Source organism: uncultured Acetobacterium sp. (assembly GCF_927416815.1).
Classification (GTDB): domain Bacteria; phylum Bacillota; class Clostridia; order Eubacteriales; family Eubacteriaceae; genus Acetobacterium.
Map to the genome: position 1 here is coordinate 59,293 of NZ_CAKMJU010000056.1, position 23,422 is coordinate 82,714.

The following is a 23,422-nucleotide window of genomic DNA, read 5'->3' on the forward strand; positions in this document are numbered from 1 at the left end:
TACGGGAAATCAACGTGATCGGCATGGGTAAGACGGTTCTTTTCTTTCTATCGGTCTTCCTTGAAATAATTTTTACCAAGCCAGGCGGGTTCTTTTTTGTTGCTGGTCTTACGCATCGAGGTAAAGATCAAAACAAACACCGTTGCCAGGTAAGGCAGGGCTGTGAAGAAGTAAATCGAAACCGGCAGGGTGTACTGCTGGAGCCAGAAACTGGCAATATCCAGGGCTCCAAAGAAGTAGGCGCCCAGCAAGGCTTTGCCGGGATTCCACATCGCAAAAATAACCAATGCCACCGCGATCCAACCACGGCCGCTGACCACATTAACCGGATAGATGCTGATGTAAACCAAGGATAAAAAGGCACCACCCAGACCACACAGCGCCCCACAAAGGGCAATATTGAAATATTTATACTTATCTACCGGTATGCCACTGGCATCAGCCGCCACCGGATTTTCCCCGACCATCCGGGTATTTAAACCCCACTTGGTTTTATAGAGATAGATATAAATAGCAATCACCAGAAAATAAGAAAAATAGACATAAACACTCTGGTTGAAAAAGATCTGTCCGACATATGGGATATCGCCCAAAACCGGCAACTTGATCGGGGCAAAAAAAGTGGTAATCGCTTCTGGCACCTTTTTACCGACAAAGTTCTTGCCAAAGAAAGCCGCAAAACCAACCCCAAAAATACTGAGGGTCAACCCGGTAACAACTTGATTGGCCTTCAAACTAATCGTCAGGAAACCGTAAATTAGCGCCCCACAGGCTCCGGCCAGCGCCGCGCAAAGCACTGCGATGTAGGGGTTACCAAAGGTGAATCCGGCGATAAAACCGACTACTGCGCCCATTTGCATCATCCCTTCGACCCCAAGATTCAGGTGACCGACCTTTTCTGAAATAATTTCTCCCAAGGTCGCATAAAGCAAACAGGTTCCGGCCTTTACCGCAGCCGTTAAGAAAAAAACAAATTCCATTATGCCACCTCTCTTTTGGTTTTATCAGAAACAAAGCGGTACTGTATGACAAACTCACTGCCCAAAATAAAAAACAGGATGATCGCCTGGATCATTTCTGCCACCGAACCAGGAATCTGGAAGGCCGTTTGAATATAAGAGGCTCCCTGCAATAAGACCGCAAAGGCAAAGGAATTAACCACTACAAAGGGTACCTTGAGTCCCGAGAGCCAGGCTACGATAATGGCCGTGAAACCCAAACCGCCAGTGATTTGCGTCGATAACGCCCCGCTGACACCGGTGACTTGCATCATCCCCACCACACCACATAAGCCGCCACTGATAAGAGCGGCGATCATAATCGTTTTAGTGACATTGATGCCGATGTATCTGGCGGTATTCTCACTTTCACCCAAAACTGCAATTTCAAATCCGATTTTGGAGCGGTTCATAAAATAATACATGACCAGGACAATAATAACCGCCATCAGAATGCTTAAATTAAAACCACTGGCACTGGGTAATAAAGCGTTTTGAGGAAGATTGGCAATTTTAGGCATCCCGCTGGCTGCCGGATCCTTCCAAAAATCATATTGCAAAGCGGTTACCAGTGTTAAAGCGATGTAGTTAAGCATCAGCGTAAAGAGGGTCTCATTGGTTCCGAAGCGCGCCTTTAAAAAGGCTGGAACGATCAGCCAAACGGCACCAAAGAAAAAAGAAACCACAATCATCAGGGTTAACATGATCGGCAAGGGCAGGTCTGGTAGCAACCGTACCACCAGCGTAGTTCCGACTGCGCCCATCAGAAACTGACCCTCGGCACCAATATTCCAGAAGCGCATCTTAAAGGCTACCATTACTCCTAAAGACAATACCAGCAAAGGTACCATTTTTTCGATGGTGGCCGCAAAGCGATAGACTGAACCAAAACAACCCTGAATGATCCCAAAATACAACTCAAAGGGATTGGCTCCAGCCACCAGCACAAGAATTGAAGCCAATGCCAACGCCGCCAATACAGCCGCTAGCCGAACAACTATTTTTTCCCGGGTCTTGGGAATATCTTTTTTTACGATATGGAGCATGCTTGTTCTCCTTCACTAATTACCCCGGACATCATTAATCCAATGGCTTCTTTGGTGGTTTTTCTGGGATCCACAATCCCTGTTACCCGGCCTTCGCATAAAACCAGAATGCGATCGCAAAGACTCATCAGAACGTCCAAGTCTTCACCGACATACATAATTGGTTTCATTTTTGCTTTTTGCTCATTGAGCAGTTCATAAATAATCTGTGACGATCCCACATCCAGACCCCTGGTGGCATAGGCGGTGACAAGCAGTTTCGGTTCCAATTCAATCTCCCGGCCCAATAATACCTTTTGAATATTCCCACCGGACAACAAACTGACGGCATGATTTTCAATCGCCGGAGTCGACACATTAAGCCGTTCAACCAGGGCTTCGGCCTTGTCCCGGGAAACTACCCGGGAAATTCCCATCCCTTTTTTATTGCGGTAATCTTTTAATAAGACATTGTCAATGATATCCATCGAGGAAACCAGACCCATTCCCAATCGATCCTCGGGAACAAAGCTTAAGCTGATCCCCATCTGACTGATTTTCTCAGGATTCTTTCCAACGATGTTTTCGCCTTCAAAAATAATCTCGCCAGATTTAAGATGATAGAGTCCGGCGATGCCTTCGCAAAGTTCTTTCTGGCCACTACCAGCAATACCGGCAACCCCAAGAATTTCGCCAGCATAGAGATCAAAGCTGACATGATCCAGAATATGAACCTTGTTTCGGTCAATGGCGGTGATCGCTTTGACTTCCAAAGCCTTTGGACCCCGTTCCACCGCAACATAGGGAACATTCAGTTCCATCATATCACCAACCATCATCCCGGCCAGCTCCTGGGGGGTCGTTTCATCTTTATTAACCGTCTGAATGGTGGCACCCTTACGCATAATCGTAATCCGGTCGCTGATTTCCATGACTTCTTCTAGCTTGTGGGTTATGATAATCACTGAACAGCCTGTTGCCACCATTTTCTTGACAATTTCAAAGAGATTTTGAATTTCCTGGGGAGTCAGTACTGCTGTCGGTTCATCCAGAATGAGAATGTCAGCCCCCCGATACAAAACCTTGAAAATTTCGAGACTCTGCTTCTCGGCAACTGACATTTCATAAACCTTCTTATTGGGATTAATGTCCATTCCCAGTTGAATAATCAATTTCCCCATCTCATCTAAAATCTTTTTCTTATTTAAAAAAGGGGTTGTTTTGCGACTACCGGCGGCAACATTTTCCATCGCTGAAAAAACATCGACCAGCTTGTAGTGTTGCGGCAACATCCCAATGCCCAAGTCCAGGGCTATTTTCGGAGAATTAATATTAACCGCTTGTCCCTTCACTTCAATTTGTCCCGAATCCGGCATATAGATGCCATTTAGAACATTCATTAGTGAACTCTTACCGGCTCCATTTTCTCCTAAGATAGCGTGTACTTCTCCCTTTTTTAATGAAAATTCCACATGATCCAGGGCTTTGACCTTACCAAATACCTTTGTGATATTTTCCATTTTAACCACATAATCATTATTCATATTTTCACCTTTACTAAAAATAGCGGACAGAGTCAGAAGACTCTGTCCGTTAACCTTTTTGTGCTAATTTTTACTATTTTAAACTACCGACTACATTATCAACAAACCAGTCCATACTTAACAGCGCTTCATCTGTCATCGTTGTTCCGGAAGTCACTTTAACAGTTCCGGACTGATCTTTTAATTCGCCAGCGAAGATGACTAATTCTCCTGATTTGATCGCTGCTTCGGCGGTGTCAACCTGAGCTTGGGCAGTTCCTGGTACCAGAGCTGTCAGGTCATCTAGTAAAACGATGCCATCATTCATATCACCCCAGTATTGCTGTGATTTCCAGGTTCCATCAATTACTGCTTGAACGGTATCGGTGTAGTAACCGCTAAAATCCCAAAGCGGTGCAGTCATGTATACTTCAGGCATGGTTGCTGCCGCACTTAAATCATAACCAATCGATAATTTGCCCGCTTCTTTAGCGGCTTCCATGGTAGCGGTGGAATCCTGATGCTGAGCGGTTACGTCACAACCTTGTTGGATCAGCGCTTCAGCAGCTGCTTTTTCAACGGTTGGATCATACCAGGTGTTTGTCCAGGAAACATTAACAGTGGCGGCCGGGTTTACTGATTTTACACCCAATGCAAAAGCGTTAGCGCCACGAATAACTTCAGGAATTGGCATCGCTGCTACATAAGCAATTTTATTTGTTTTAGTTGTTAAACCGGCGACGATACCAGAAAGGTAACGAGGTTCTTCAATTTTCCCAAAGTAAGTTCCCATATTGTCAGCTGTCATATAACCTGAACAATGTTCAAATTTAACATCAGGGAATTCTTCAGCCGCTTCGACCATTCCATCCATAAAACCATAGCTGGTTCCAAAAATAATGGTACATCCCTGGTCAACCATATCTCTAATGGTTGAAATAACGGCGCTTTTTTCTTCTGGCACATTTTCTTTAACGATGGTTTCTACCTTGCCATCCATGTTTTCGACCATTTTTGCCCGACCATTGTCATGAGCCTGTGACCAGCCGCCATCATCTGCCGGTCCGACATAGATAAAACCAACTTTTGTAACCTCAACCTTTGCCTCATCCTCTGTCGATGTCGATCCCGAACTGCATCCGGCAACGCTTACAACCAGTAAAACCAGTGCAAGCATTAATACTCCCAATCTTTTTTTCATTCTCTTCCTCCTATTTCTTATCTGGTTTAGAACCGTTAATCTGAACAGTCCTACCCACACTAGTATTTTAACTAAAAAACAAGTAAAATGCAATCTAAAAAAAGTTGAATAAATCAGTTGCCTCAGCCATGTTTTTATTGCAATCAGGCAATTAATTCGGTATTATAATTATGTAACCGAGGTGAACCAGATTTTTCACCCTGTTAAATGTTTGATTTTGTGTTGAAAGGAGTGTCATTTTGAAAAAAGAGAAAAAAATAAAGAAGCTAGACGTTAAAGAAACAAAGGATTCTAAAAAAGAGACTAAAAAGAAAAGTGCTGCTGACGAAAAAAAAGAAGGTTCGGTTCTTAAAAAAGAAAAATCTGCAGTGCAAAATCTTGAGCAAGCCGATTCAGCAATTGATCTGTCCGACCTCAAGAAATTGATGATTGATTCTGCCCTTCTTTATCAGGATATTCTTGTTTTACCGCAAACCTTTACCGTTAATGAAACCTCCTATTCCCTATATCCTTCAGAACTGAAAGCGCTTGACATGATTGGCCGATTTTCAGGCATTAACCTAACCCAATTAGCTGGCAAACTGGGAATTTCAAAAAGTGCTATTTCAAAGTGCAGCTCCAAACTACTGGAAAAAGAACTGATTGCTAAAGAAAAATCTCCGGTCAACGTCCGTGAAGTAGTCTTCACCTTGACCGCGCATGGTCAGGTAATTTTTAATCAGCTAGAAGCTGTTCATGACAATCTATTCGAACCACTTAACACCGCATTGAATGGCCTTTCAACTCAGGAAATCAATGACCTTCACCGGATCTTCTTAACCATTTCTGCCAGTCTTGTTGAGATTATTGATCGTGTATAAATAGCACCGAGCCACTTGCTTAATAAACAGGTGGCTCTTTTTTTGAAACGGGAGTTCTTTTTATGGTGTTAACCGTTCTTCCGGTTGATCTGTTTCTTCCTTGATCTGATTATCCTGGTTATTTTGGACAATCCCATAACTTTCAAGCCTCAGGCGCAGCTGTTTTTCCTCGCCTGACCCGCTTCCAACTTCGTAGCTGATCACCCGAATAAGTGGCAAAGATTGGTTTAATCGATCCAGAAAGGCCATGAACGCTTCATCAGTACCACTACAGACGACAGTAAATTCGCAGCTTGCCAGAAATTTTCCATCTGGCCCCGTGACTGTATTTTGATCATTTTCTTTAAATTCCCGGCTAATCCTCATCCCTAGTTGATCATCGATCTCATGCTTGGCCAAGCCAAATTGCAGCGAAATGAGTCTGACCTCAGCAGTATCGGCTAGTTTTGCAACCACCTCATACAGTCTAACCGTATCGATGCTTTCCGGTAGGCTATCTCGGGTTTCATTCAACTCTTGGCCAATTTCGCCCAGCTGTTTTAAATAGCTTTGCTCTGTCATTTGATCTGGCAATTCCATCAAATGGTTTCTTTTTTCTTCAAGGATCGACTTACTGATGGCATAGGCCTGGTATTTCGGGAACACCAGTAAAGCCATTAGTATGACAATCATGGCGATAGCGAGAATTCCTTTTTGAACTTTTATTTTTCTGTTTTGCTGGTCTATCGCTAAGGGATCCGGGTTTTTGTCATTTAATCGCTCGACATTGTTTCGACTCACCGCTTACACCTCTAGCACTTGAATATCAAAGGTAAATTCCCATTCTGCTTCCCCGGCCGGCTGCTTATTATCTGCAGAGATTTCCTCTTTCCTGCTTGTGTTAACCATGTTGATCATTTTAAAGACCTCCACTCCTTCGAGTTTTTCTTTGAATTGCAGGATTTCTTCTTTGTTTCGCGTCGTCCCTGATACAAGCAAATGACCCTCCTGAAATGAATAATTAGAAAGCCGGGTGTCAATCGGCAACACCTTGTGAATTTCGACCATTGTTTGCAGTGGCAACTCTTTTTCTTTGTTGATTGATTCTAAGATTAAGCGGCGATGTTCAAGCACCTCTTTTTGATTGGCCAAATTGGCGTAGACAATCTGGTCGCCGGATTTATTCGCAATCAATGTTTCAAGCTGTTTGATCTCATTTAGACAAGACCGATCTAAACCTACCAACAAGCCGTAAATAGTCAATAGCCCCAAAAATAATCCCGCAAAAATTATCTGCCCTTTCCTGTTGGGCCAGTTCCTTTGTTTCCTTTTTTTCTTTTGCCCCTGAACAACTGACAATAAGTTCATTTCATCTTTAATAGTCAGCGGTCCGCTATTTCCGCTAAATTGGCTATGTTTTATTAAACCACACAGGCAGGGGATCATTAAACAACGTTCCGCTTTGCTCATTTGGCCAGGAAAATTCAATTCCTCAGTCTCTTCCAGCAGATCATCGGCCGGACGAATTTCTTGGTTTAACCCTTTTGTCAGGTAGTCCAACACACCCTTATGTAGGCTTTCTCCTCCGATCAGGTAGATATTTCCATTTTCAGCAGCTTTATCACGCCCTAATGGAAAGTCAAGGATTTGCTCCGCTGCCTTAATAATCTGCTTCAAATAGGTTTCGCCATCCCATCCTGCTTCCAGTTCGAGCCGATGGTTTTCACGCAGTGCTGCCTGATAGTAATAAAAGAAACGGGTTTCCTTCTTTCCCATGTCAATGATCAGGATTGGCCGCTCCGCTTCCGGATTCATTAGACTGTCAAATCCATAAAAATAGGGAACCACGGCTGTTAAACGACAGCCGGCAAGCTTAAAAATTCTGCTATAACAGCCCAAGCGGTCTTTTCGAACTGCCACTCCCAGAACATCCAGGCTTTCCTCGTCAACGCCCAAATGTTCAAACCAGCGGATCCGCTTGCGGGCTACAAAATCGATCTGCCAATCTTTTGGATCTTCGGAAGCGGGCAGCCGCATCTGCCAGACCATCGCATCGACAACCTCTGCGCTGGTCATTAACGGAAAGGTAAATGACGCGACTTGCATTTGCTTGTCATTGATCATTAGTATTACCACATCGTTGTGCCGGCAACCTTTTAAAAGCTGACGTAAAGATCCTGCCGCCTTCGGTTTCTTGACATAATTATCGATAGCCCAGATCGCTTCAGAGGTCTTTTCAATGCGAACCTTTCTTATCTCGATCTGGCCTGACAGGCCAAGCTCCCCGACAACTATTTTTGTTAATGCTGCTCCCGGATCAATCATCCAGAACCTTTTTCGCTTTTTCACACAACCCCCAATAATCTCCAGTTAAATCGGTCAATCTGACCTGACTGGCCTGCTTCAATTGCCATTATCAGTTCTACTTCACCACTAAAATTCATTTGATAGCCCCTATATTGACTGGTTACTTCAACAAACCGCAATTTTTCGGAAACTTTTAAAACCCGGATCTGATACGATCCGCCGTTTTCATCGGTAAGCTTCCCACCGCTACCGGAATAGTTGATATCCTCTTCCAATTCCGCCTGAAGGATCGCGATCGCGTTTTTTCCGGTCAGCAGACATAATTGATATTCCAGATTCAAGACATTTGCCTGCAGTTCGGCCATCCCCTGGCTTAGGGCGTAACCCGCCCCGGCCGCTAAAAGAGCCATCACGACCAATACCAGGGGCAGTACAAAGCCATCATCATTTAGTTTGCTCATTGAACCTCCACCATTCTTCCATGCAAAATCGTCGTTTCCCGATAATAGCTGACTCCATCAATAACTAAACTGTATTTTAGCAGAATTTCCTGATTCGCTCCAAGGGTCATTGAAAAAGACGAAATACCATCTAAAAATTGACTGTTACCGCCAGAACCGATCGAGGTCAAGCTATTCTTATATACCTTATAGCGTCTTAAAAACCCGTTGCTATATTGATAATAATTGTAATAACTGTCCGGGCTTTCGATATCCTGAAGATAGACCCGATTATTTTTAAGCACTATTTTTTCCGATCTTAAAATCTGTTTCTGAAAATACAGCTCAATATAGCGCTGGGAATAGCATAATTTTTGATTGGTCTGGGCTTTTTTATTAATCGTATTCAGATAAATCATACTCGACAGTAGCAACCCCAGCAGCAAAGTCACCACCATTAAGGATGTTAACAGTTCGATTAGCGAGAAACCTTTTTCACTGATACCGTCCTGGTTTCTAAATAACCGGGCTCTCATCGCGCCTCCAGAACACCTTAAGGTGGAATAGCTTTGCTAGACTGTTGCTAGGCTGATGTGCGATTTCCAGCTTGTATAAATTTGCTTGAACATCCGGCTCTGCTTTTATTAACTGATACTCGGGGTATTTGCTGCTTAACAGCGAACTTACCCGCTCATTAAGACTTTTAGCTGAGCTGTCTTTTAAAGTGAGATTTATTTCATCGGCAATACTATTTATTTCTAACGATCGCGATAAAATCGCAGTCGATACCATCTCCGTTTTTATCGCCATTCCGTACAAGCCCAGAATCATCACCAGGGCTCCGCTACATACTGCAATGGCAATAATCGCTTCCATAATTGTATAGCCTTGCGTTGATATTTTGCTTCGATTAAATTTATGATCGATTTTTTCTTTAGTTTTTTCTCTACTATTAGGGTTCATCTAAATAAATCCTCCCGTTACCAACTTGAACGACAATTCTTTTGACCCGACCTGTTAAACTAGTCAAATTCACTGTTCCGCCCTGCGATACGGTTCCATGCCCATATAGGTTTAAGGTCGTCGCCCCGCTATAGGAACCCGTGAAGCGTAAGGTTTTTACCGCAATTATTTCCACTCGACTGAGCCCGTTCTTTGTCCAAGCCACCCGCATGTTATCATCTAAAAAGCGAACCTGGCGTCGATAACCATCCATAATGGCTTCATTCTGATATTGGAGCAAGGCATACAAGATTTTTTCACACTCAGCCTCATAAGCCGTATCGCTAAAAGCAGTATGGCCGTTAAAGCCGGTGCCGACCAAGGTGACGGTGAGCAGCGACAAAATCGATAGTGTTACCAATAATTCCAGCAAGGTGTAACCAGCTCTGTGCTGCGGACTTTGCTTATTCATCTCCTTCATCTTTTAAGTGTACTCGTTTGCATAATCAGCAATTAATCAGTTGGGCTGACCACACCCGGACTGGCTGTCAAACTGACCTTTTTTTGACTGCTATCATAGGTAAACACCTTATCCTTGGTGACTGCCTTCACTTCTGAATTTTTTAAATAACCAACCCGATTTAATTCGGTCACCAGTTGGTTAAAGGTAGTCACCCCGGCAGGAATGTCGCCAATTTCGGCCTTATACAGTTCGATGGCACTTTCAATAATCTGAATATTGGCCTGATCGGTTCTTTTTCGAGAATTTTCAATTACATCTTTAAACTGAGGAATCGCGAGCGCTGCTAATGCCCCTAACACAGCGATCGCAACAATCATTTCGAGCAGCGTAAACCCTCTGCTATTATTCACTTGCTTGATTGCTTGCTTTCCGTTTAGTTTGCGTTTAGTTCCCACTTTCTAACTCCCATCTCTTTTTACTTGATATTACCACGGAGAGAGACTAAAAAAAAGAGTAAATATTTAGCCTGTTTGCGAGTAAACTGCAAGTAAAAGTACTATCTGCCGATTATAGATCCCAGGCATCTTTTAAGATTCCAATCCCATCGAAAATTTGTTGATCGGTTAAGGAGCCGTAGCCCAACAAAACCATGCTTTTATATTTCTCCGGCAAGCCATGAATAAAATAAGGCGAAACCGGATAAACCCGGACTCCCTGAGCCAGGGCTCGGCTATACATCGCTTGCTCAGTCAGACCATTGTCAAGCTGCACCAGCAGATGATGTCCGGCGTTTTCACCAGTCATTTTAACCCGGTTACCCAATTCTTTTAGGGCATTTAGCAGAACAATTCGTTTACCTTTATAGACTTTCCGCATTTTATTGACATGCTTTTCAAAAACGCCACCAGAAATAAAGGCGCCAATCATTTTTTGCTCCAAACTAGAAACCGGCGAGCTGATCGCATCGGCTATTTCAAGATAGGCCTTCAACAAGGCTTCCGGCAATACCATGTAACTGATCCGAAATGAAGGCGCAATCGATTTAGAAAAGGTACCAATATAAATTACCTTGCCATTGTTATCAATGCTCTGCAGTGAAGGCAAGGGCTTTTCATTATAGCGAAATTCGCTATCATAATCATCTTCAATGATGTAATTTCCATCATCCTGATTGGCAAAATTCAGTAGCCGAATCCGCCGGTCTATCGGCATGCTCATTCCCAGAGGGAACTGATGGGATGGGGTCACATAAACAGCTACATCTGAAAAACTCTGCATCGGTTCGATTTGAATCCCCTTTTCATCAATATCAATCGAAATCACCGGGTTTCCCATTTTTTCAAAAATATTATAGGCTTTAAGATAAACCGGGTTTTCCAGCACCACCGATTTGTTCTTACCCCAGAGCAGACCTAAGATTTGCAGCAGATGGTCGGTGCCTGAGCCGATGATGATCTGCTCGACGCGGCAGCGTACGCCGCGCGACCGATACAGTAACTCAACCAGGGCATTCCTGAGCTCCATCTCGCCCTGAATCTCAGGTTTATTTAAGAGACTGCTGTCATATTCATTGAAGGTTGACTTAAAAATTTTGCGAAAGGCTTCATAGGGAAAAATACGCTGATCGATGGCATTGGGCGAAAAATCAATCTTAATTGGTCTTGTTTCGATTTTTTTAGTGTTTTTTTCCAGAACCCGATTTTTCTGTTTGAGTAGATAGGTATCAATCTGACAGACAAAATATCCCCTTTTGGGACTGGCCTCAAGGTAACCTTCTGCCACCAGCTGTCCATAGGCCGCATCGACGGTATTGACACTCACTGACAAATGACTGGCCAGGCTGCGTTTTGAGGGGAGCTTCTCGCCATACTTTAAATTACCCTCGGTTATTTCCTGTTTGATAAATTCATAAATCTCAACATAAAGAAAGGCACCCTTATTTTTAAACGGTATCGTAATCATCTTATCTGCTCCTTAGCTGAACCCATTGTTTTTCGATTAACTGATGCTTTTTACAGGTTCAATTTTAACATATAATAAGATCATTTAAAATAAGGAGTTGCAAATGTATAGTAAACAAAAGCGGGTTGCCGCTATTCATGATATTTCCTGCGTCGGCCGATGTTCGCTCACCGTGGCACTGCCGATTATCTCAGCCGCCGGGATCGATACCAGTGTTTTGCCTACCGCCGTACTGTCTACCCATACCGGCGGTTTTGAAAATTTCACCTACCGCGACTTAACCGACGATATCAGCCCGATCGCCGCCCACTGGCAATCCCTTGACCTGGAATTTGACGCCCTTTATAGTGGTTTTTTAGGCTCCTATGATCAAATCGATCTGGTAGCCAAACTCTTTGATACCTTCCAGTCAGAGAAAACCCTGATTCTGGTCGACCCGGTGATGGCCGATCATGGCCAACTCTATTCCATTTATACCCCTGAAATGGCCAAAGGTATGACCAAACTTTGCGCCAAAGCCGATATCATCGTACCCAACCTGACTGAAGCCGCCTTCTTGCTTGATGAACCATATATCGGCGAGGATTATGATCAAAACTATATCGAGGATTTGCTGATCCGGCTGTCCCAGCTGGGTTCGAAAAAGGTGGTCATTACCGGGATTTCCTTTGATCCCCAACAGTTGGGGGCGGTCACCTACGACGCCGTAGCCAGGACCTTTGACTATGCTTTTAATGAGCGGGTAGCAGACTATTTCCACGGCACTGGCGATATTTTTGGAAGCACCCTTCTTGCTGGCCTGCTAAATGATTTCAATCTAAAAAAATCCACCCAAATTGCGGTGGATTATACCAGAGAATGTATTTTGCGAACTGTCGAACTGGGTCAGGAAAAACGCTTTGGGGTCTGTTTTGAACGGGCGATACCCTACCTGATTAAGCGCTTGGGATTATCATAATCCGCCTCCTAGTCCTCTTCGAGCTCTTCCTGCTGGGCTGCTATCTTTTCACTAATCAGCTGATAGGGATAACCCCGGCCAATCAGGCTCTTTTTAATTTTGAAGGTCAGCTCTTTTCCGGTTGCTCCCTTTTTACGGTGGGTGCGGTCATACTTTTGATAATCCCGGTCAAGCTTTTCACTCAGCTGCTGGTCTTTTATTGCCAACTCATCCGCAGTTAATTCCAGATCGGCAGTTGATTCTAGCGATTCTTCTTCTAAAACCAGGGTTCTAATCATTTCTAGCACCATATCAGTGGGATAACCCATTCTTGCCAGCCGATCATAGAGCTTTTTTTTCTTCTGCGCTGGTGCTTGACCCTTTAATGCCCGCAGGTTTTTTTTTGCCACTGTTTGACAGCATCGATATTCCTCATCCTTTGGAAACAGATCTTCAAGCGAAAGCAGCAAGGTATCACTAATCCCTCTTTTTCTTAAATCCTGAACCAGACGTCGGGAACCATAATAATTAAAATGACGATTATTTTCGACGTAGTTTTTCAAATAAACCTGGTCATCAATATACCGGTAGTCCTTAAGCTTTTCGATCACCTCAGCAATTATTGTATCAGCGATGTTCTTTTTCTTCAGATACTGGGTCATCTCACTGCTGGTTCGTGCCTTATAAGACAGATATTTTACTGCCATGTCGATCGCTTTTTCCCGAGTTATTTCAGCCATCCTGCCACTCCTCCTTAAAAAAAACACCAGCCACGGCCGGTGTTTAAACGATAAAAATTACCTCAGTACCGACAAATGTTACATCTAATTGTCTGCATCGGGGCGAACAGGTTGTAAACCTGTACGATCCCGCAGCCGACAATCGATTAACAATTGATCGGTACAGCTAGCTTTGCGACAACCTAAAACAGCAGCCATGGCCAGTGATTTTTTTTATTTTACACGTGCTTTTAAGGCCGATAGCATGGCTGCAAAATCTTTGGTCTCGGACAGGGGTACCATCACTTCGACAGCTTCAAGCTCGCTTAAGTTTTCGCTGTTAATATTCTGATACGCGTCAATAAGAGCCTCAGCTTGGTTTAATGATGTTACGGTTCCGATTTTTTCATCATCCATAAAAACATCTGCTCCACTCACATAAAGGGGTATGTTCTTACTGTTTAGCACCTCAATGCAGGTTTCAAAATCCATCGGATTCTCAACCCTGCCCTGAATCAGTTCAAAGCCATTGCCCAAATGAATATTATCGTAATTGTAACATGTCATCAAATTCGTTTCGATGCGATCAACCGCCGATTTAAAGACCGCCGCAGACTGAACATAGCCGAGACTTTCGCCACGGTAAAAAACCTGATAACCCTGGGTTTGACCACTAACAACACCGACGGTTGCCATAATAAATAAAATCATAAACGTGACAATACTACGCGTTTGTCTTTTTCTCTTTCGTTGTATCCGTCGTTTTTCTCTTTCATTCTTCATAGTTTCATCCATCTATTTACCTCTTGTTATTATTCGTTACTTTTTCGTTACATAATGATACCATATTTATATAAGTTCCGCAAGATTTTTAGAAAAAAAAAGACACCTTTTTAGGGTGTCTTTTTTTTATATGGTGTCGCCGGAACTGACATTGAAGTAATGGCTGATCGGTTGGGCCTCGTTATTTACCCGCACCTCAAAATGAACATGATTAGCGGTGGAGGATCCTGTTGATCCCATCCCACCAATCCGCTGCCCTTGGGTTACGGTTTGGCCTTCTGATACATCGACCGAACTAAAATGCCCGTACAGGGTTGAGTAGCCATTGCCATGATCAATGATGACACATTTTCCATAACCCCCATACCAGCTCGATAAGGTAACCGTTCCTGATGCTGCCGCATAAATGGCTGTTCCTTCCTTGTTTAGGATATCAATCGCTGCCGACCGATAATGATTGCTGTAATAACCGCCATCATAATTCCGGAGAATCTCGCCAACGCGACCGCTGGCCGGAAGAATAAACTGCACCTGAGGGCTTTCTACAACCACTTCTTCTACTGGTGTTTCCGCTGGTGGCACTTCTGCTGCCGGAGCGTCAGCCACTGGTTCGACTGGTGGTTGCGGATCTTGCGGATCTTGCGATTCTTGCGGTTCTGGCTCTGGAGCATCAACTACCGTTTCTGCCGGCATTTCCGGAACTTGGGGTTCAAGTGCCGGAGTTTCTAGCGGCTGATTTTCCTCAACTGCTGCCGCCGGGTTTTGTTCAGACTGAACACCTGCAACGATGGTTTCACTTTGCGGGGTCTCCGCTTCTGGTTCATCGGCTATTGCTACATCTGCTTCAATCGCCGGCGCTTCAGCCACAAAGATGTCCGAAGCTGCTGCTGTTTGGGTTTCCGGATCACTGACTGAACTGCTAACCGGTTCGGGCACTGGCTCTTCTTCAACCACTCGCGCTGTCGAAGCTGTTTGGACTTGGGCTGTTTCATTTAAGCTTTGTTCCTGGGCGGCAACCGTAACGTTTGGCGGTACATTATCCGTTCTGGCAACTTGAACCTGAGTTTTAGCATTCTGCTCCTCGGCTCGCATCGATCTGATCACCTCGGCAATTTCTGTCGCTGTTAAAAATTCTGTGGTTCGCGCCATCCGTATTTCGTAGTCACTGCCTGCTCCGTTTCTGCGGACGCTTTTACCGTCATCGGCATCGCTCACAGCTGCTTCAAAAGCCTCGATACTCTCAACGTAACCAATACTTGCTCCCTTGTAAAAAACCTCATAGGCACGGGTTTGTAGATCAACTACCCCAGCTCCAACCAAGACTAAAAAAGTACAGACCACAATTGCGGAACCGCGCATTTTGAATTGCCATTTTTTGTCATTGCTTAATGATTGGTCATGATTGCGCTCAATCAATTCAGCCCGCTCAACTTCATCTGCATCGGTTGACCAATTGTAATGGTGCTTTTTTAATCGTTCCCGGACTTTTTCAAAAATATTCTGGTTTTTTTCCACGCCACTCCTCCTTGTTACAAATTATTTACAAATATGATACCATGTGGTTATATACTTTACAAGTTTTTTGTGTTTTTAATCCACTTTAACTCTATCGATGGTGTTCAATTCATAAATCAGGAAGCGCAGTAGTTATACTAAAATATGCGTCAACAATTCGTCGTCAACCCACCCTAAACCTTTAATCAACTACAGTTCTGGATAACCCGCAGCATTGACTTGGTCGTTTGTTTCGGAGGATGATTTTAACTGAAAAGAATCGGCACTTCAAAAAATAAAAAAAACAGCTTTCGCTGTTATCTTAACAAGTGGTGGTGCCCAGAGGCGGAATCGAACCACCGACACGGGGATTTTCAGTCCCCTGCTCTACCGACTGAGCTATCTGGGCAAAAAAATATGGTGGGCCTTCAGGGGCTCGAACCCCGGACCTACCGGTTATGAGCCGGTTGCTCTAACCAACTGAGCTAAAGGCCCACAAGTAATTTTAAAAAAAAATGGTCGAGGTGAGAGGATTCGAACCTCCGGCCCCATGGTCCCAAACCATGTGCGCTACCAAACTGCGCTACACCTCGATACAATACTTGACTATTATAAATGTTTTTATATCTGTTGTCAATCTTTATTTTATCTTTTATTCTATCTTCGCTCTTTCAGATAAAGCTTATCTTTGACGACTTGCTTATTATAGCATGATCAAATAGCTAATTGCAAGTCTTTTTTTCACAAAAGAATCAAATTTCTGATCCTTTTGTGAAAAAAGTTTAGCTTTGCTATTTTTCCCATACTGTCGCCTTAGTCGTCGTTTTATCTTTTTGGTGACGATTCAGCAGACCCTCGACCTGATCAATTGTCCAGCTGAAAATCCTCAGCAAGGGATAGATGTTTAAAATGACAATCCCTAGCACAATAAACATCGCCGGCAGAAAATCTTCAATCGGCAAAAGGAAAAACAAATTTTCCAAAAACAAAACACAACACAAGAATGAAACAGTCATCGCAAAAAATAGTGCCCAACGCTTATTATCGAGGGGCTGACAGACCCGAAAAAGAATAACCAGTCCAATTAAACCGGTCGAAATCACCGCCAGCGTAGAAATCTGCTGCTGGTCCATTGCCAGATATGCTCCCACGATCATAATCATTACCACATTGAAGACCACCGTTAAGGCGCCCGGCAGCGATTTTTTTAAAACCTTTTCCAGAAAATTCCCGGTGATGCGGCTCTTATTTGGTTCTAGTGCCAAAAAAACAGAAGGTGCACCAATGGTCAGCGCACTGATTAAGGTGAGTTGGATCGGCACAAAGGGATAAGCCTCATTGGCAATAATCACAATAATCGCCAGCATTAGCGAAAACATTGTCTTTACAAGAAACAGTGATGCCGCCCGGGTAATGTTATTAATGACCCGACGCCCTTCCATCAAAACCCGGGTAAAGCTGGCGAAATTGGAATCCAGCAAGACCAGTTGCGATACCTGACGCACCGCATCACTGCCTTCGGCCATCGCGATGCTGCAGTCCGCTTCTCGTAAGGCCAAAACATCGTTGACCCCATCCCCGGTCATCGCGACGGTGTGACCCTGACTTTTAAGGGCTTCAATTAACAGTCGTTTCTGGCCTGGGCTTACCCGGCCAAAAACGGAATAGGTCAGCGCTGCCTTGTGAACATCCTGGTCTTCAGTGAGGGTCGATGCATCGACAAAATTGTCCCAGTCCAGCAGTCCCGCCCGGTGTGCCACCTGAGATACCGTGATTGGGTTATCTCCGGAAATCACCTTGATATCAACGCCCTGGTTTCTAAAAAACTCCAGCGTTTTCTTGGCTTCCTGGCGAATCTTATCGCCCATTGGCAGTAGTGCAATGGTTTTGATATGTTCTGGCAGGCTGCCATCTTGATCAAAAGGCTCTTTAGCATACCCCAGCATTAAAACCCGATTACCTTGACTGGCATAATGCTCAACCTTTTCCTTGATCTCATCGTAACGCTCTTTTAAAATAAATTCCGGCGCACCAATCACAAAGGTGCCCTGTTCCGCAAAAAAAGCGCCACTCCATTTTCGCTCGGATGAAAAAGGGATGACCCGATCACATTGCCATTTTGGTGCCTCCCCCTTACAACTTTCACTAAGCGCTCGATAGGTGGCATTGTCATCTTTTAAATTGGCGATTAAAGCCCGGATCGCCGGAACCGGATTCTTGTCATGACAAATGGTTTCCATTGACAAGACTTCCATGTTTCCTTCGGTGATGGTCCCGGTTTTATCCAAACAAAGGACATCCACCCGAGCCAATGTTTCAATGCAATAGAGCTCCTGAACCAGAATCTGATGACGCCCCAGGCGAACCACACCAATTGCCAGTGCGACGCTAGTTAAGAGCACTAACCCTTCGGGGATCATCCCAATCAGAGCCGCTACTGTTCCGGTCACACCATCCTGAAGCGGCAAACCCTGAACGACCAGCTGCCGATAGAGCAGCAATAAACCGAGCGGGACAATTACAATGCTAATGCTTTTCATAATAAAGCCCAGCGCATTCATAATTTCTGAGTTTGGTTTTTTAGCGACCTTAACCGCTTCAACCAGTTTAGAGGCATAATTTTCCAGACCCACCTGGGTCACCTGCACGGTGGCTTGACCGGATACCACAAAACTGCCAGACAGCAGGGTATCACCTTGATATTTGATAATTGAATCCGACTCGCCAGTCAACAGCGACTCATTGACTTCTAATTCGCCTTTTACCACCTGGGAATCCGAAGGAATCTGTTTACCTGCTTTGAGGATTAGAATATCATCCATCACAATTTGTTCAAAGACGATTTCCTTCTGACTGCCATCCCGCAAGACAATAACATGGGGCTGAGAGATCAGCGAGAGCTTATCAATGGTTTTTTTTGCCTTAATTTCCTGAATGATGCCAATAAATGTATTAACAATAACAATATTAATAAATAGCAGATTTTGAAACGACTCCACAAATATAATCATCAAGGCCAGGATGATGTTAAGCATATTAAATAAGGTTAAGCTATTGTCTTTAATTATTCTGCCGATGGTTTTTGTTTTAGATTGGGGTTGGATATTAACCTGACCGGCCGCTATCCTTTCTTCAACCTGGGCTTGCGTCAGTCCAATTTCAAGGTTGATATTATTTGTCATTGAATCCTCCCGAAAAATTTATTCACTGCTTGGATTATAACATCATAATCTTAAAATACCTTGTAGCAGCACTGGTCTTAGAATACCAACTATAAGATCAGACAAATAACATAGTACCAGCCCTTCAAATTTTCCAGACAAAAAAAGAAGCCTGCCGCGACGACAAGCCTCTTTATATGTGTAGTATTAATTTTTTTTGCTATGCCAGACTTTCTCTGACCACTTGATTAACAAGCTTTCCGTCTGCCCGACCTTTAAGCTTCGGCATCAGGGCACTCATTATTTTTCCCATGTCTTTTGCGTCAACTGCACCGGTTTCTTTGATCGTTTCGGCCACAATCACTTTGATTTGATCAATCGTTAATTGTGTAGGAAGGTAGCTCTCGATGATTTTTATTTCTTCTAGAGCTTGCTGGATTAAATCGTCTCTTTGAGCTTTCTCAAATTCGGCCAGGCCATCCCGACGTTGTTTGAGCTGTTTTGCAATAATTTCAAGAATCTGGTCATCTTCCAATTCCACTTTCTGATCCTTTTCGACCTGTAAAACAGCCGCCCGAATCATCGTAATGGTGGATTTCTTAACCTTATCCTTTTCCTTCATTGCTGTTTTTAAGTCAGCCTGTAATTGATCCTTTAATGCCAATTAGTCACATCCTATCTTTTTTTCATCTTTCTTTTTCTAGCTGCTTCTGATTTTCGTTTTCGCTTTACGCTTGGCTTTTCATAATGCTCTCTTTTTCGAATTTCAGACATAACTCCAGCCATTGCAGTTTTTCTTTTGAAACGTCGCAATGCACTTTCGAGTGTTTCATTTTCTTTAATTTTTACTTCAGACATTTTCAACCCCCCCCTCTAATCCGTTGCTAATTTCCGGTACGGTTAATCAACATGGTATGAGTCAAACTATATTATACGCATTATTTGATGGGCTGTCAATTATTTTTCAACCGGGAGGCCATAATAATGGTCGACCACCTAATAAATGGTAATGCAGATGGGGCACGGTTTGATTGCCATCCTTGCCGCAGTTATTGACCAGCCGAAAACCAGTTTCAGCAATCCCGCTTTTAAGGGCAATGCGATTGGCCACCGTATGGATATGGCTGATGATATCGTCTCCCGCCGGCACCGATAGAATCGACTCAAAATGTTCTTTGGGAATAATGATTACATGAACCGGAGCCTGGGGCGCAATATCATTAAATGCAATGACCTGATCATCTTCAAAAACCACATCGGCCGGAATTTCCTTTTTAACTATCTTACAAAAAATACAATCTTGGGACATCTCTTCCTCCTGTTATATTGAATCTCCGATTAGTTTGTTCGTATATCGACTATTATATGATACCCTAACTTTTAAAATTCTACCATTAATTTTTTCATCCGTCTTGAGCCTAACCGGAAGATAGTTTTTGGTATGGCCTTCATAACCCGTGGTATCTTGGGTTGCTTCAAACAAGACCTCTGCCACAAGACCATCATTTTTCTTTAAAAACGCTTGTTCCAGCTCTTTGGATACCTCACTAAGGCGATGACTGCGGAAATTTTTTATCGTTTCATCAATCTGATCGGCGAAGGTTGCGGCTTTGGTTCCTGAGCGTCGGGAATATTTAAAGACATGGATTTGATAAAAACCGACCGCGTTGGCAAAGTCGATGGTCTCACTAAATTCTTGCTCAGTTTCGCCGGGGAAGCCAACCATCACATCGGTGGTAATCGCAGCCAATGGGAAAACCGCCCGGATCTGGCTGACAATCTCCAGATATTCAGTGGTAGTATAACGACGCCCCATCCGCTTTAACACCGTATCGCTACCGCTTTGCAGTGACAGATGAAAATGAGGGCAAAAGCTTTCAAGCGCTGCCAACCGCTTAAGCCGCTCCGGGGTGATAAATTTAGGCTCCATCGATCCCAGGCGGATCCGTTTAAGCCCGGGAATTTGATCAAGCGCTTCGATCAGATCAATCAGATCGCCTTGATCGGCAGCCGCTCCGGCTTGATCGACCCCGTAGGAGGCGATATGAATACCCGAAAGGATGACCTCCTGATAGCCGATTGATACCACCCGGTTCACTTCTTCGATGATCTGTTGCTGATTGCGACTCCTGACCGGCCCTCTGGCAAAAGGAACAATGCAATAGCTGCAAAATTGATTACAGCCCTCCTGAATCTTAATAAAAGCCCGGGTCTTGCCCTTGACCTCCGAAATCATCAGCGGTTCAAAGATTTCTTCATCCATTATATTTGAGACAAAATCCCGTCGACTGGCATCCTTGCGATGAGCCTCAATATAGGAAAGGATATCGGCACGATTTTTGGTGCCAATCATCAGATCCACTTCCGTTATTTTTTCAACCTCGTCCGGCGCCACCTGAACATAACAACCGACCGCACAGATAATCGCATCGGGATTGATCCGCTTGGCTTTGCGGATCATTTTGCGGGATTTTTGATCCCCCAAGTGGGTCACTGTGCAGGTATTGATCACATAAACATCGGCAAGCTCGGTGAAATCGACAATCGTATAGCCGCCTGCCTCAAAGATTTCCATCAAGGCTTCACTGTCGTAGGTATTGACCTTGCAGCCCAGGGTCATAAACCCAACTTTTTTTTGCGCATTATTCATCCTTAACTTGATCCGCCTTCCATCCAGTAATTCAATTGGCTGAGCACTACCATGCCAGCGGTTTCGGTTCTTAAGATCCGTCTGCCCAGGGTTACGCTAATTACCCCAGCGGCTTGACAAGCTGCTGCCTCCTGGAGATCAAAGCCACCTTCGGGACCAACGATCACAGCAATGCTGAGTGGCTTGTCGGTTTTGCTTATTTTTTGAAAGGCTTCCAGTGCCGCCTTCAAGGTCAGCCGGTTTTCGTCCTCATAGGCTAAGATCATTAAATCGTAATGATCCACTTGGTTTAATACTTCTTTTAAGGTTTGTGGCAACAAAATCTTGGGGATAATCCCCCGCTTGGACTGCTTTGCAGCCTCATAGGCGATCCGCTGCCAACGCTCGAGCTTTTTATCCTGCTTGTCTTTAATTTGGGAAACTGCCCGGAGCGAAGTAAAGGGAACAACCTGATAAACCCCCAGCTCGACGGCTTTCTGAATGATCACTTCCATTTTTGTGCCCTTGGGCAGCCCCTGAAATAGGGTGATACGCATTTCGGGCGTTTCTCCCTGGGATCGGTATTGTCTGGTAATGCTGCCGGAAATAGTCTGGTCTCCGGGGGTGTTTAAGGACACCAGGTAGTCGGTGCCCTGACCATCACAGACTTCAATAAGATCGCCCTTACCCAGTCGCAAAACCTTGGTGATGTGTTTGAAATCTTCACCTGAGATAGTAACCATTGATTCTAACAGCTGCTCGGGTTTGACAAAAAATCGGTGCATCCTAGTCCCTCTTCTGGGCGACCACCCCGACCCATTCGCCCATTTGCTGAACAAAAACAAGCTTGAAGTTTTCCGCTTCCAGAGCTCTTAGCACATCCCCCAGCCGGTCAATGATGATTCCCGAAGCGATAAAAATGCCGTTCTCTTTCAGGTAGGGTTTGATAATTCCCGACAACTCGACAATCGCCGCTGCCAGAATATTGGCCACAATCACATCGGCCTGTTCGTCAATCACATCGAGCAGGTTACCTTCGCGGATTTCAATCATCCCGCCCAAATCATTGAGCTCAGCGTTTTCTCGGGCAATCTTTACCGCCAGGGTGTCAAAATCAACCGCTACTACTTTTTTTGCTTTCAGTTTTCCGGCAATCAGTGAGAGCACCCCGGTGCCGCAGCCGATATCCAGCACCACATCGCCGGGTTTGATATACTCTTCCAGTTTAATGGCGCAAAGCTGGGTCGTCTCATGGGTGCCGGTTCCAAAAGCCATCCCCGGATCGATATTAATAACAATCTCATCATTCTCTGGGAGATAGGCTTCCCAGGTCGGTTTGACAACAATACTTTTGCCCATCTTAGTCGGTTTGTAGAACTTTTTCCAGGAATTTGCCCAGTCTTCCTCTTCCACTTCCGTGATCATCATCTCACAGGCGCCAGGATCCAGACCAAAGGAAGGCAGCATCTTGACGGCTGCAATCAGTTTATGGACCGCTTCTTCGGTATCTTCCACCTCACTAAAATAGCCCCGCACAATCGAAACATTGGGATCGATTTCCAGAAGCGCTTCATCGATAAAATTAACTTTAGGATCTTGTTGTATTAAAAGCACATCCTGCAGGGTCTGAATCGCCACACCATCCGCCCCGGCATCATAAAAAGCATTGACCACCGCTTCCTCAGCTTCTAGTGTTGTTGTGATTTGAACTTCTTTCCAAAGCATTCTTTACCTCCTGGTTTAATCGTTGTGATATTATACCACTTTACCGCATGTTTAACAATTGATCATTATAACCCATCTTGCTTATAAAAGAAATATCTTTTTGTGTTTTATCTCTAGTAACAGTTATCGTAGTACCGACAATTATTACATCATTGACCGGCTGGGGGATGTGCTAAGAGCTCTGGAAGCGGATAACTTCAAGCTTGTTTTTGTTCAGCAAATGGGCGAATGGGTCGGGGTGGTCGCCCAGAAGAGGGACTAGGATGCACCGATT

At 44.3% G+C, this 23,422-nt stretch carries 25 protein-coding genes and 3 tRNA genes; 3 read left to right on the forward strand and 25 right to left on the reverse strand.

Features of this window, described 5'->3' with window-relative positions:
* Nucleotides 1-47: 47 nt before the first annotated feature.
* The 4 genes from QZ998_RS08940 to QZ998_RS08955 all read right to left on the reverse strand — a co-directional run bounded on the left by QZ998_RS08940 (nucleotide 48) and on the right by QZ998_RS08955 (nucleotide 4,747).
* A complete protein-coding gene (locus tag QZ998_RS08940; protein WP_296559821.1) occupies nucleotides 48-980 on the reverse strand; it encodes an ABC transporter permease in 933 nt (310 codons plus the stop codon).
* On the reverse strand, nucleotides 980-2,044 hold the full coding sequence (locus QZ998_RS08945) for an ABC transporter permease (protein WP_296559823.1): 1,065 nt from the start codon (nucleotides 2,042-2,044) through the stop codon (nucleotides 980-982). Before QZ998_RS08945 ends, QZ998_RS08940 begins: the two co-directional genes overlap by 1 nt.
* Nucleotides 2,029-3,567 (reverse strand): ABC transporter ATP-binding protein, encoded by a 1,539-nt coding sequence (locus tag QZ998_RS08950; RefSeq protein ID WP_296559827.1) that lies wholly within the window; start codon nucleotides 3,565-3,567, stop codon nucleotides 2,029-2,031. Before QZ998_RS08950 ends, QZ998_RS08945 begins: the two co-directional genes overlap by 16 nt.
* A gap of 73 nt (nucleotides 3,568-3,640) precedes the next feature.
* A complete protein-coding gene (locus QZ998_RS08955) occupies nucleotides 3,641-4,747 on the reverse strand; it encodes a BMP family ABC transporter substrate-binding protein (RefSeq protein WP_296559830.1) in 1,107 nt (368 codons plus the stop codon).
* Between the two features lie 239 nt (nucleotides 4,748-4,986).
* Here QZ998_RS08955 and QZ998_RS08960 point away from each other — a divergent pair, with 239 nt between their 5' ends.
* Nucleotides 4,987-5,607 carry a MarR family transcriptional regulator gene (locus tag QZ998_RS08960; protein WP_296559831.1) on the forward strand — a complete coding sequence of 207 codons (621 nt, stop codon included), beginning with the start codon at nucleotides 4,987-4,989 and terminating at the stop codon, nucleotides 5,605-5,607.
* 60 nt (nucleotides 5,608-5,667) lie between these two features.
* On the opposite strand, the gene QZ998_RS08965 is transcribed toward QZ998_RS08960, so the two are convergent.
* From QZ998_RS08965 to QZ998_RS09000, 8 genes are all read right to left on the reverse strand, one after another.
* The gene (locus QZ998_RS08965; RefSeq protein WP_296559833.1) at nucleotides 5,668-6,387 is read right to left on the reverse strand and encodes a hypothetical protein; all 720 of its coding nucleotides are present in this window, start codon (nucleotides 6,385-6,387) and stop codon (nucleotides 5,668-5,670) included.
* 3 nt (nucleotides 6,388-6,390) lie between these two features.
* A complete protein-coding gene (locus QZ998_RS08970; RefSeq protein WP_296559835.1) occupies nucleotides 6,391-7,935 on the reverse strand; it encodes a PilN domain-containing protein in 1,545 nt (514 codons plus the stop codon).
* A complete protein-coding gene (locus QZ998_RS08975; RefSeq protein ID WP_296559837.1) occupies nucleotides 7,932-8,354 on the reverse strand; it encodes a hypothetical protein in 423 nt (140 codons plus the stop codon). Before QZ998_RS08975 ends, QZ998_RS08970 begins: the two co-directional genes overlap by 4 nt.
* Nucleotides 8,351-8,869 (reverse strand): prepilin-type N-terminal cleavage/methylation domain-containing protein, encoded by a 519-nt coding sequence (locus QZ998_RS08980; RefSeq protein WP_296559838.1) that lies wholly within the window; start codon nucleotides 8,867-8,869, stop codon nucleotides 8,351-8,353. The genes QZ998_RS08975 and QZ998_RS08980 overlap by 4 nt, the downstream gene beginning before the upstream one ends.
* Nucleotides 8,850-9,296 (reverse strand): hypothetical protein, encoded by a 447-nt coding sequence (locus QZ998_RS08985; RefSeq protein WP_296559840.1) that lies wholly within the window; start codon nucleotides 9,294-9,296, stop codon nucleotides 8,850-8,852. The genes QZ998_RS08980 and QZ998_RS08985 overlap by 20 nt, the downstream gene beginning before the upstream one ends.
* On the reverse strand, nucleotides 9,286-9,747 hold the full coding sequence (locus tag QZ998_RS08990; RefSeq protein WP_296559842.1) for a prepilin-type N-terminal cleavage/methylation domain-containing protein: 462 nt from the start codon (nucleotides 9,745-9,747) through the stop codon (nucleotides 9,286-9,288). The genes QZ998_RS08985 and QZ998_RS08990 overlap by 11 nt, the downstream gene beginning before the upstream one ends.
* 41 nt (nucleotides 9,748-9,788) lie before the next feature.
* On the reverse strand, nucleotides 9,789-10,193 hold the full coding sequence (locus QZ998_RS08995; protein WP_296559843.1) for a prepilin-type N-terminal cleavage/methylation domain-containing protein: 405 nt from the start codon (nucleotides 10,191-10,193) through the stop codon (nucleotides 9,789-9,791).
* Between the two features lie 112 nt (nucleotides 10,194-10,305).
* On the reverse strand, nucleotides 10,306-11,700 hold the full coding sequence (locus QZ998_RS09000) for a PLP-dependent aminotransferase family protein (protein WP_296559845.1): 1,395 nt from the start codon (nucleotides 11,698-11,700) through the stop codon (nucleotides 10,306-10,308).
* A gap of 103 nt (nucleotides 11,701-11,803) precedes the next feature.
* Here QZ998_RS09000 and QZ998_RS09005 point away from each other — a divergent pair, with 103 nt between their 5' ends.
* Nucleotides 11,804-12,658 (forward strand): pyridoxamine kinase, encoded by an 855-nt coding sequence (locus QZ998_RS09005; protein WP_296559846.1) that lies wholly within the window; start codon nucleotides 11,804-11,806, stop codon nucleotides 12,656-12,658.
* Between the two features lie 8 nt (nucleotides 12,659-12,666).
* On the opposite strand, the gene QZ998_RS09010 is transcribed toward QZ998_RS09005, so the two are convergent.
* The 13 genes from QZ998_RS09010 to prmA all read right to left on the reverse strand — a co-directional run bounded on the left by QZ998_RS09010 (nucleotide 12,667) and on the right by prmA (nucleotide 23,148).
* A complete protein-coding gene (locus QZ998_RS09010; protein WP_296559847.1) occupies nucleotides 12,667-13,377 on the reverse strand; it encodes a RecX family transcriptional regulator in 711 nt (236 codons plus the stop codon).
* Between the two features lie 213 nt (nucleotides 13,378-13,590).
* Nucleotides 13,591-14,151, reverse strand: a complete 561-nt coding sequence (locus QZ998_RS09015) for a hypothetical protein (protein ID WP_296559849.1) — start codon at nucleotides 14,149-14,151, stop codon at nucleotides 13,591-13,593.
* Between the two features lie 114 nt (nucleotides 14,152-14,265).
* Nucleotides 14,266-15,654, reverse strand: a complete 1,389-nt coding sequence (locus QZ998_RS09020) for a M23 family metallopeptidase (protein WP_296559851.1) — start codon at nucleotides 15,652-15,654, stop codon at nucleotides 14,266-14,268.
* Between the two features lie 312 nt (nucleotides 15,655-15,966).
* Nucleotides 15,967-16,042: transfer RNA gene (locus tag QZ998_RS09025), tRNA-Phe, on the reverse strand.
* Nucleotides 16,043-16,051: 9 nt separating this feature from the next.
* A tRNA-Ile gene (locus QZ998_RS09030) sits at nucleotides 16,052-16,128 on the reverse strand.
* 21 nt (nucleotides 16,129-16,149) lie between these two features.
* Nucleotides 16,150-16,226 (reverse strand) — tRNA-Pro (locus QZ998_RS09035).
* A 198-nt stretch (nucleotides 16,227-16,424) separates the two neighbouring features.
* Complete coding sequence (locus QZ998_RS09040; protein ID WP_296559853.1) at nucleotides 16,425-18,815, reverse strand: cation-translocating P-type ATPase; 2,391 nt, start codon at nucleotides 18,813-18,815, stop codon at nucleotides 16,425-16,427.
* Nucleotides 18,816-19,014: 199 nt separating this feature from the next.
* On the reverse strand, nucleotides 19,015-19,458 hold the full coding sequence (locus QZ998_RS09045) for a GatB/YqeY domain-containing protein (protein ID WP_296559855.1): 444 nt from the start codon (nucleotides 19,456-19,458) through the stop codon (nucleotides 19,015-19,017).
* Nucleotides 19,459-19,469: 11 nt separating this feature from the next.
* Nucleotides 19,470-19,652, reverse strand: coding sequence for a 30S ribosomal protein S21 (rpsU, locus tag QZ998_RS09050; protein ID WP_013379247.1), 183 nt, complete (start codon nucleotides 19,650-19,652; stop codon nucleotides 19,470-19,472).
* 106 nt (nucleotides 19,653-19,758) lie between these two features.
* Nucleotides 19,759-20,103, reverse strand: coding sequence for a histidine triad nucleotide-binding protein (locus tag QZ998_RS09055; protein ID WP_296559863.1), 345 nt, complete (start codon nucleotides 20,101-20,103; stop codon nucleotides 19,759-19,761).
* A 12-nt stretch (nucleotides 20,104-20,115) separates the two neighbouring features.
* Nucleotides 20,116-21,444 carry a tRNA (N(6)-L-threonylcarbamoyladenosine(37)-C(2))-methylthiotransferase MtaB gene (gene mtaB, locus QZ998_RS09060; RefSeq protein WP_296559864.1) on the reverse strand — a complete coding sequence of 443 codons (1,329 nt, stop codon included), beginning with the start codon at nucleotides 21,442-21,444 and terminating at the stop codon, nucleotides 20,116-20,118.
* A 2-nt stretch (nucleotides 21,445-21,446) separates the two neighbouring features.
* Nucleotides 21,447-22,208 (reverse strand): 16S rRNA (uracil(1498)-N(3))-methyltransferase, encoded by a 762-nt coding sequence (locus tag QZ998_RS09065; protein WP_296559866.1) that lies wholly within the window; start codon nucleotides 22,206-22,208, stop codon nucleotides 21,447-21,449.
* A gap of 1 nt (nucleotide 22,209) precedes the next feature.
* On the reverse strand, nucleotides 22,210-23,148 hold the full coding sequence (gene prmA, locus QZ998_RS09070; RefSeq protein WP_296559867.1) for a 50S ribosomal protein L11 methyltransferase: 939 nt from the start codon (nucleotides 23,146-23,148) through the stop codon (nucleotides 22,210-22,212).
* Between the two features lie 58 nt (nucleotides 23,149-23,206).
* On the opposite strand from prmA, the gene QZ998_RS09075 reads away from it, so the two are divergent.
* Nucleotides 23,207-23,410, forward strand: a complete 204-nt coding sequence (locus QZ998_RS09075; protein ID WP_296559869.1) for a hypothetical protein — start codon at nucleotides 23,207-23,209, stop codon at nucleotides 23,408-23,410.
* Nucleotides 23,411-23,422 lie beyond the last annotated feature (12 nt).

Coding starts and splice junctions, on each gene's coding strand:
- QZ998_RS08940 (WP_296559821.1), bottom strand. CDS start 980: ATGGAATTTGTTTTTTTCTTAACGGCTGCGGTAAAGGCCGGAACCTGT.
- QZ998_RS08945 (WP_296559823.1), bottom strand. CDS start 2,044: ATGCTCCATATCGTAAAAAAAGATATTCCCAAGACCCGGGAAAAAATA.
- QZ998_RS08950 (WP_296559827.1), bottom strand. CDS start 3,567: ATGAATAATGATTATGTGGTTAAAATGGAAAATATCACAAAGGTATTT.
- QZ998_RS08955 (WP_296559830.1), bottom strand. CDS start 4,747: ATGAAAAAAAGATTGGGAGTATTAATGCTTGCACTGGTTTTACTGGTT.
- QZ998_RS08975 (WP_296559837.1), bottom strand. CDS start 8,354: ATGAGCAAACTAAATGATGATGGCTTTGTACTGCCCCTGGTATTGGTC.
- QZ998_RS08980 (WP_296559838.1), bottom strand. CDS start 8,869: ATGAGAGCCCGGTTATTTAGAAACCAGGACGGTATCAGTGAAAAAGGT.
- QZ998_RS08985 (WP_296559840.1), bottom strand. CDS start 9,296: ATGAACCCTAATAGTAGAGAAAAAACTAAAGAAAAAATCGATCATAAA.
- QZ998_RS08990 (WP_296559842.1), bottom strand. CDS start 9,747: ATGAATAAGCAAAGTCCGCAGCACAGAGCTGGTTACACCTTGCTGGAA.
- QZ998_RS09000 (WP_296559845.1), bottom strand. CDS start 11,700: ATGATTACGATACCGTTTAAAAATAAGGGTGCCTTTCTTTATGTTGAG.
- QZ998_RS09005 (WP_296559846.1), top strand. CDS start 11,804: ATGTATAGTAAACAAAAGCGGGTTGCCGCTATTCATGATATTTCCTGC.
- QZ998_RS09010 (WP_296559847.1), bottom strand. CDS start 13,377: ATGGCTGAAATAACTCGGGAAAAAGCGATCGACATGGCAGTAAAATAT.
- QZ998_RS09015 (WP_296559849.1), bottom strand. CDS start 14,151: ATGGATGAAACTATGAAGAATGAAAGAGAAAAACGACGGATACAACGA.
- QZ998_RS09040 (WP_296559853.1), bottom strand. CDS start 18,815: ATGACAAATAATATCAACCTTGAAATTGGACTGACGCAAGCCCAGGTT.
- rpsU (WP_013379247.1), bottom strand. CDS start 19,652: ATGTCTGAAGTAAAAATTAAAGAAAATGAAACACTCGAAAGTGCATTG.
- QZ998_RS09055 (WP_296559863.1), bottom strand. CDS start 20,103: ATGTCCCAAGATTGTATTTTTTGTAAGATAGTTAAAAAGGAAATTCCG.
- mtaB (WP_296559864.1), bottom strand. CDS start 21,444: ATGAATAATGCGCAAAAAAAAGTTGGGTTTATGACCCTGGGCTGCAAG.
- QZ998_RS09065 (WP_296559866.1), bottom strand. CDS start 22,208: ATGCACCGATTTTTTGTCAAACCCGAGCAGCTGTTAGAATCAATGGTT.
- prmA (WP_296559867.1), bottom strand. CDS start 23,148: ATGCTTTGGAAAGAAGTTCAAATCACAACAACACTAGAAGCTGAGGAA.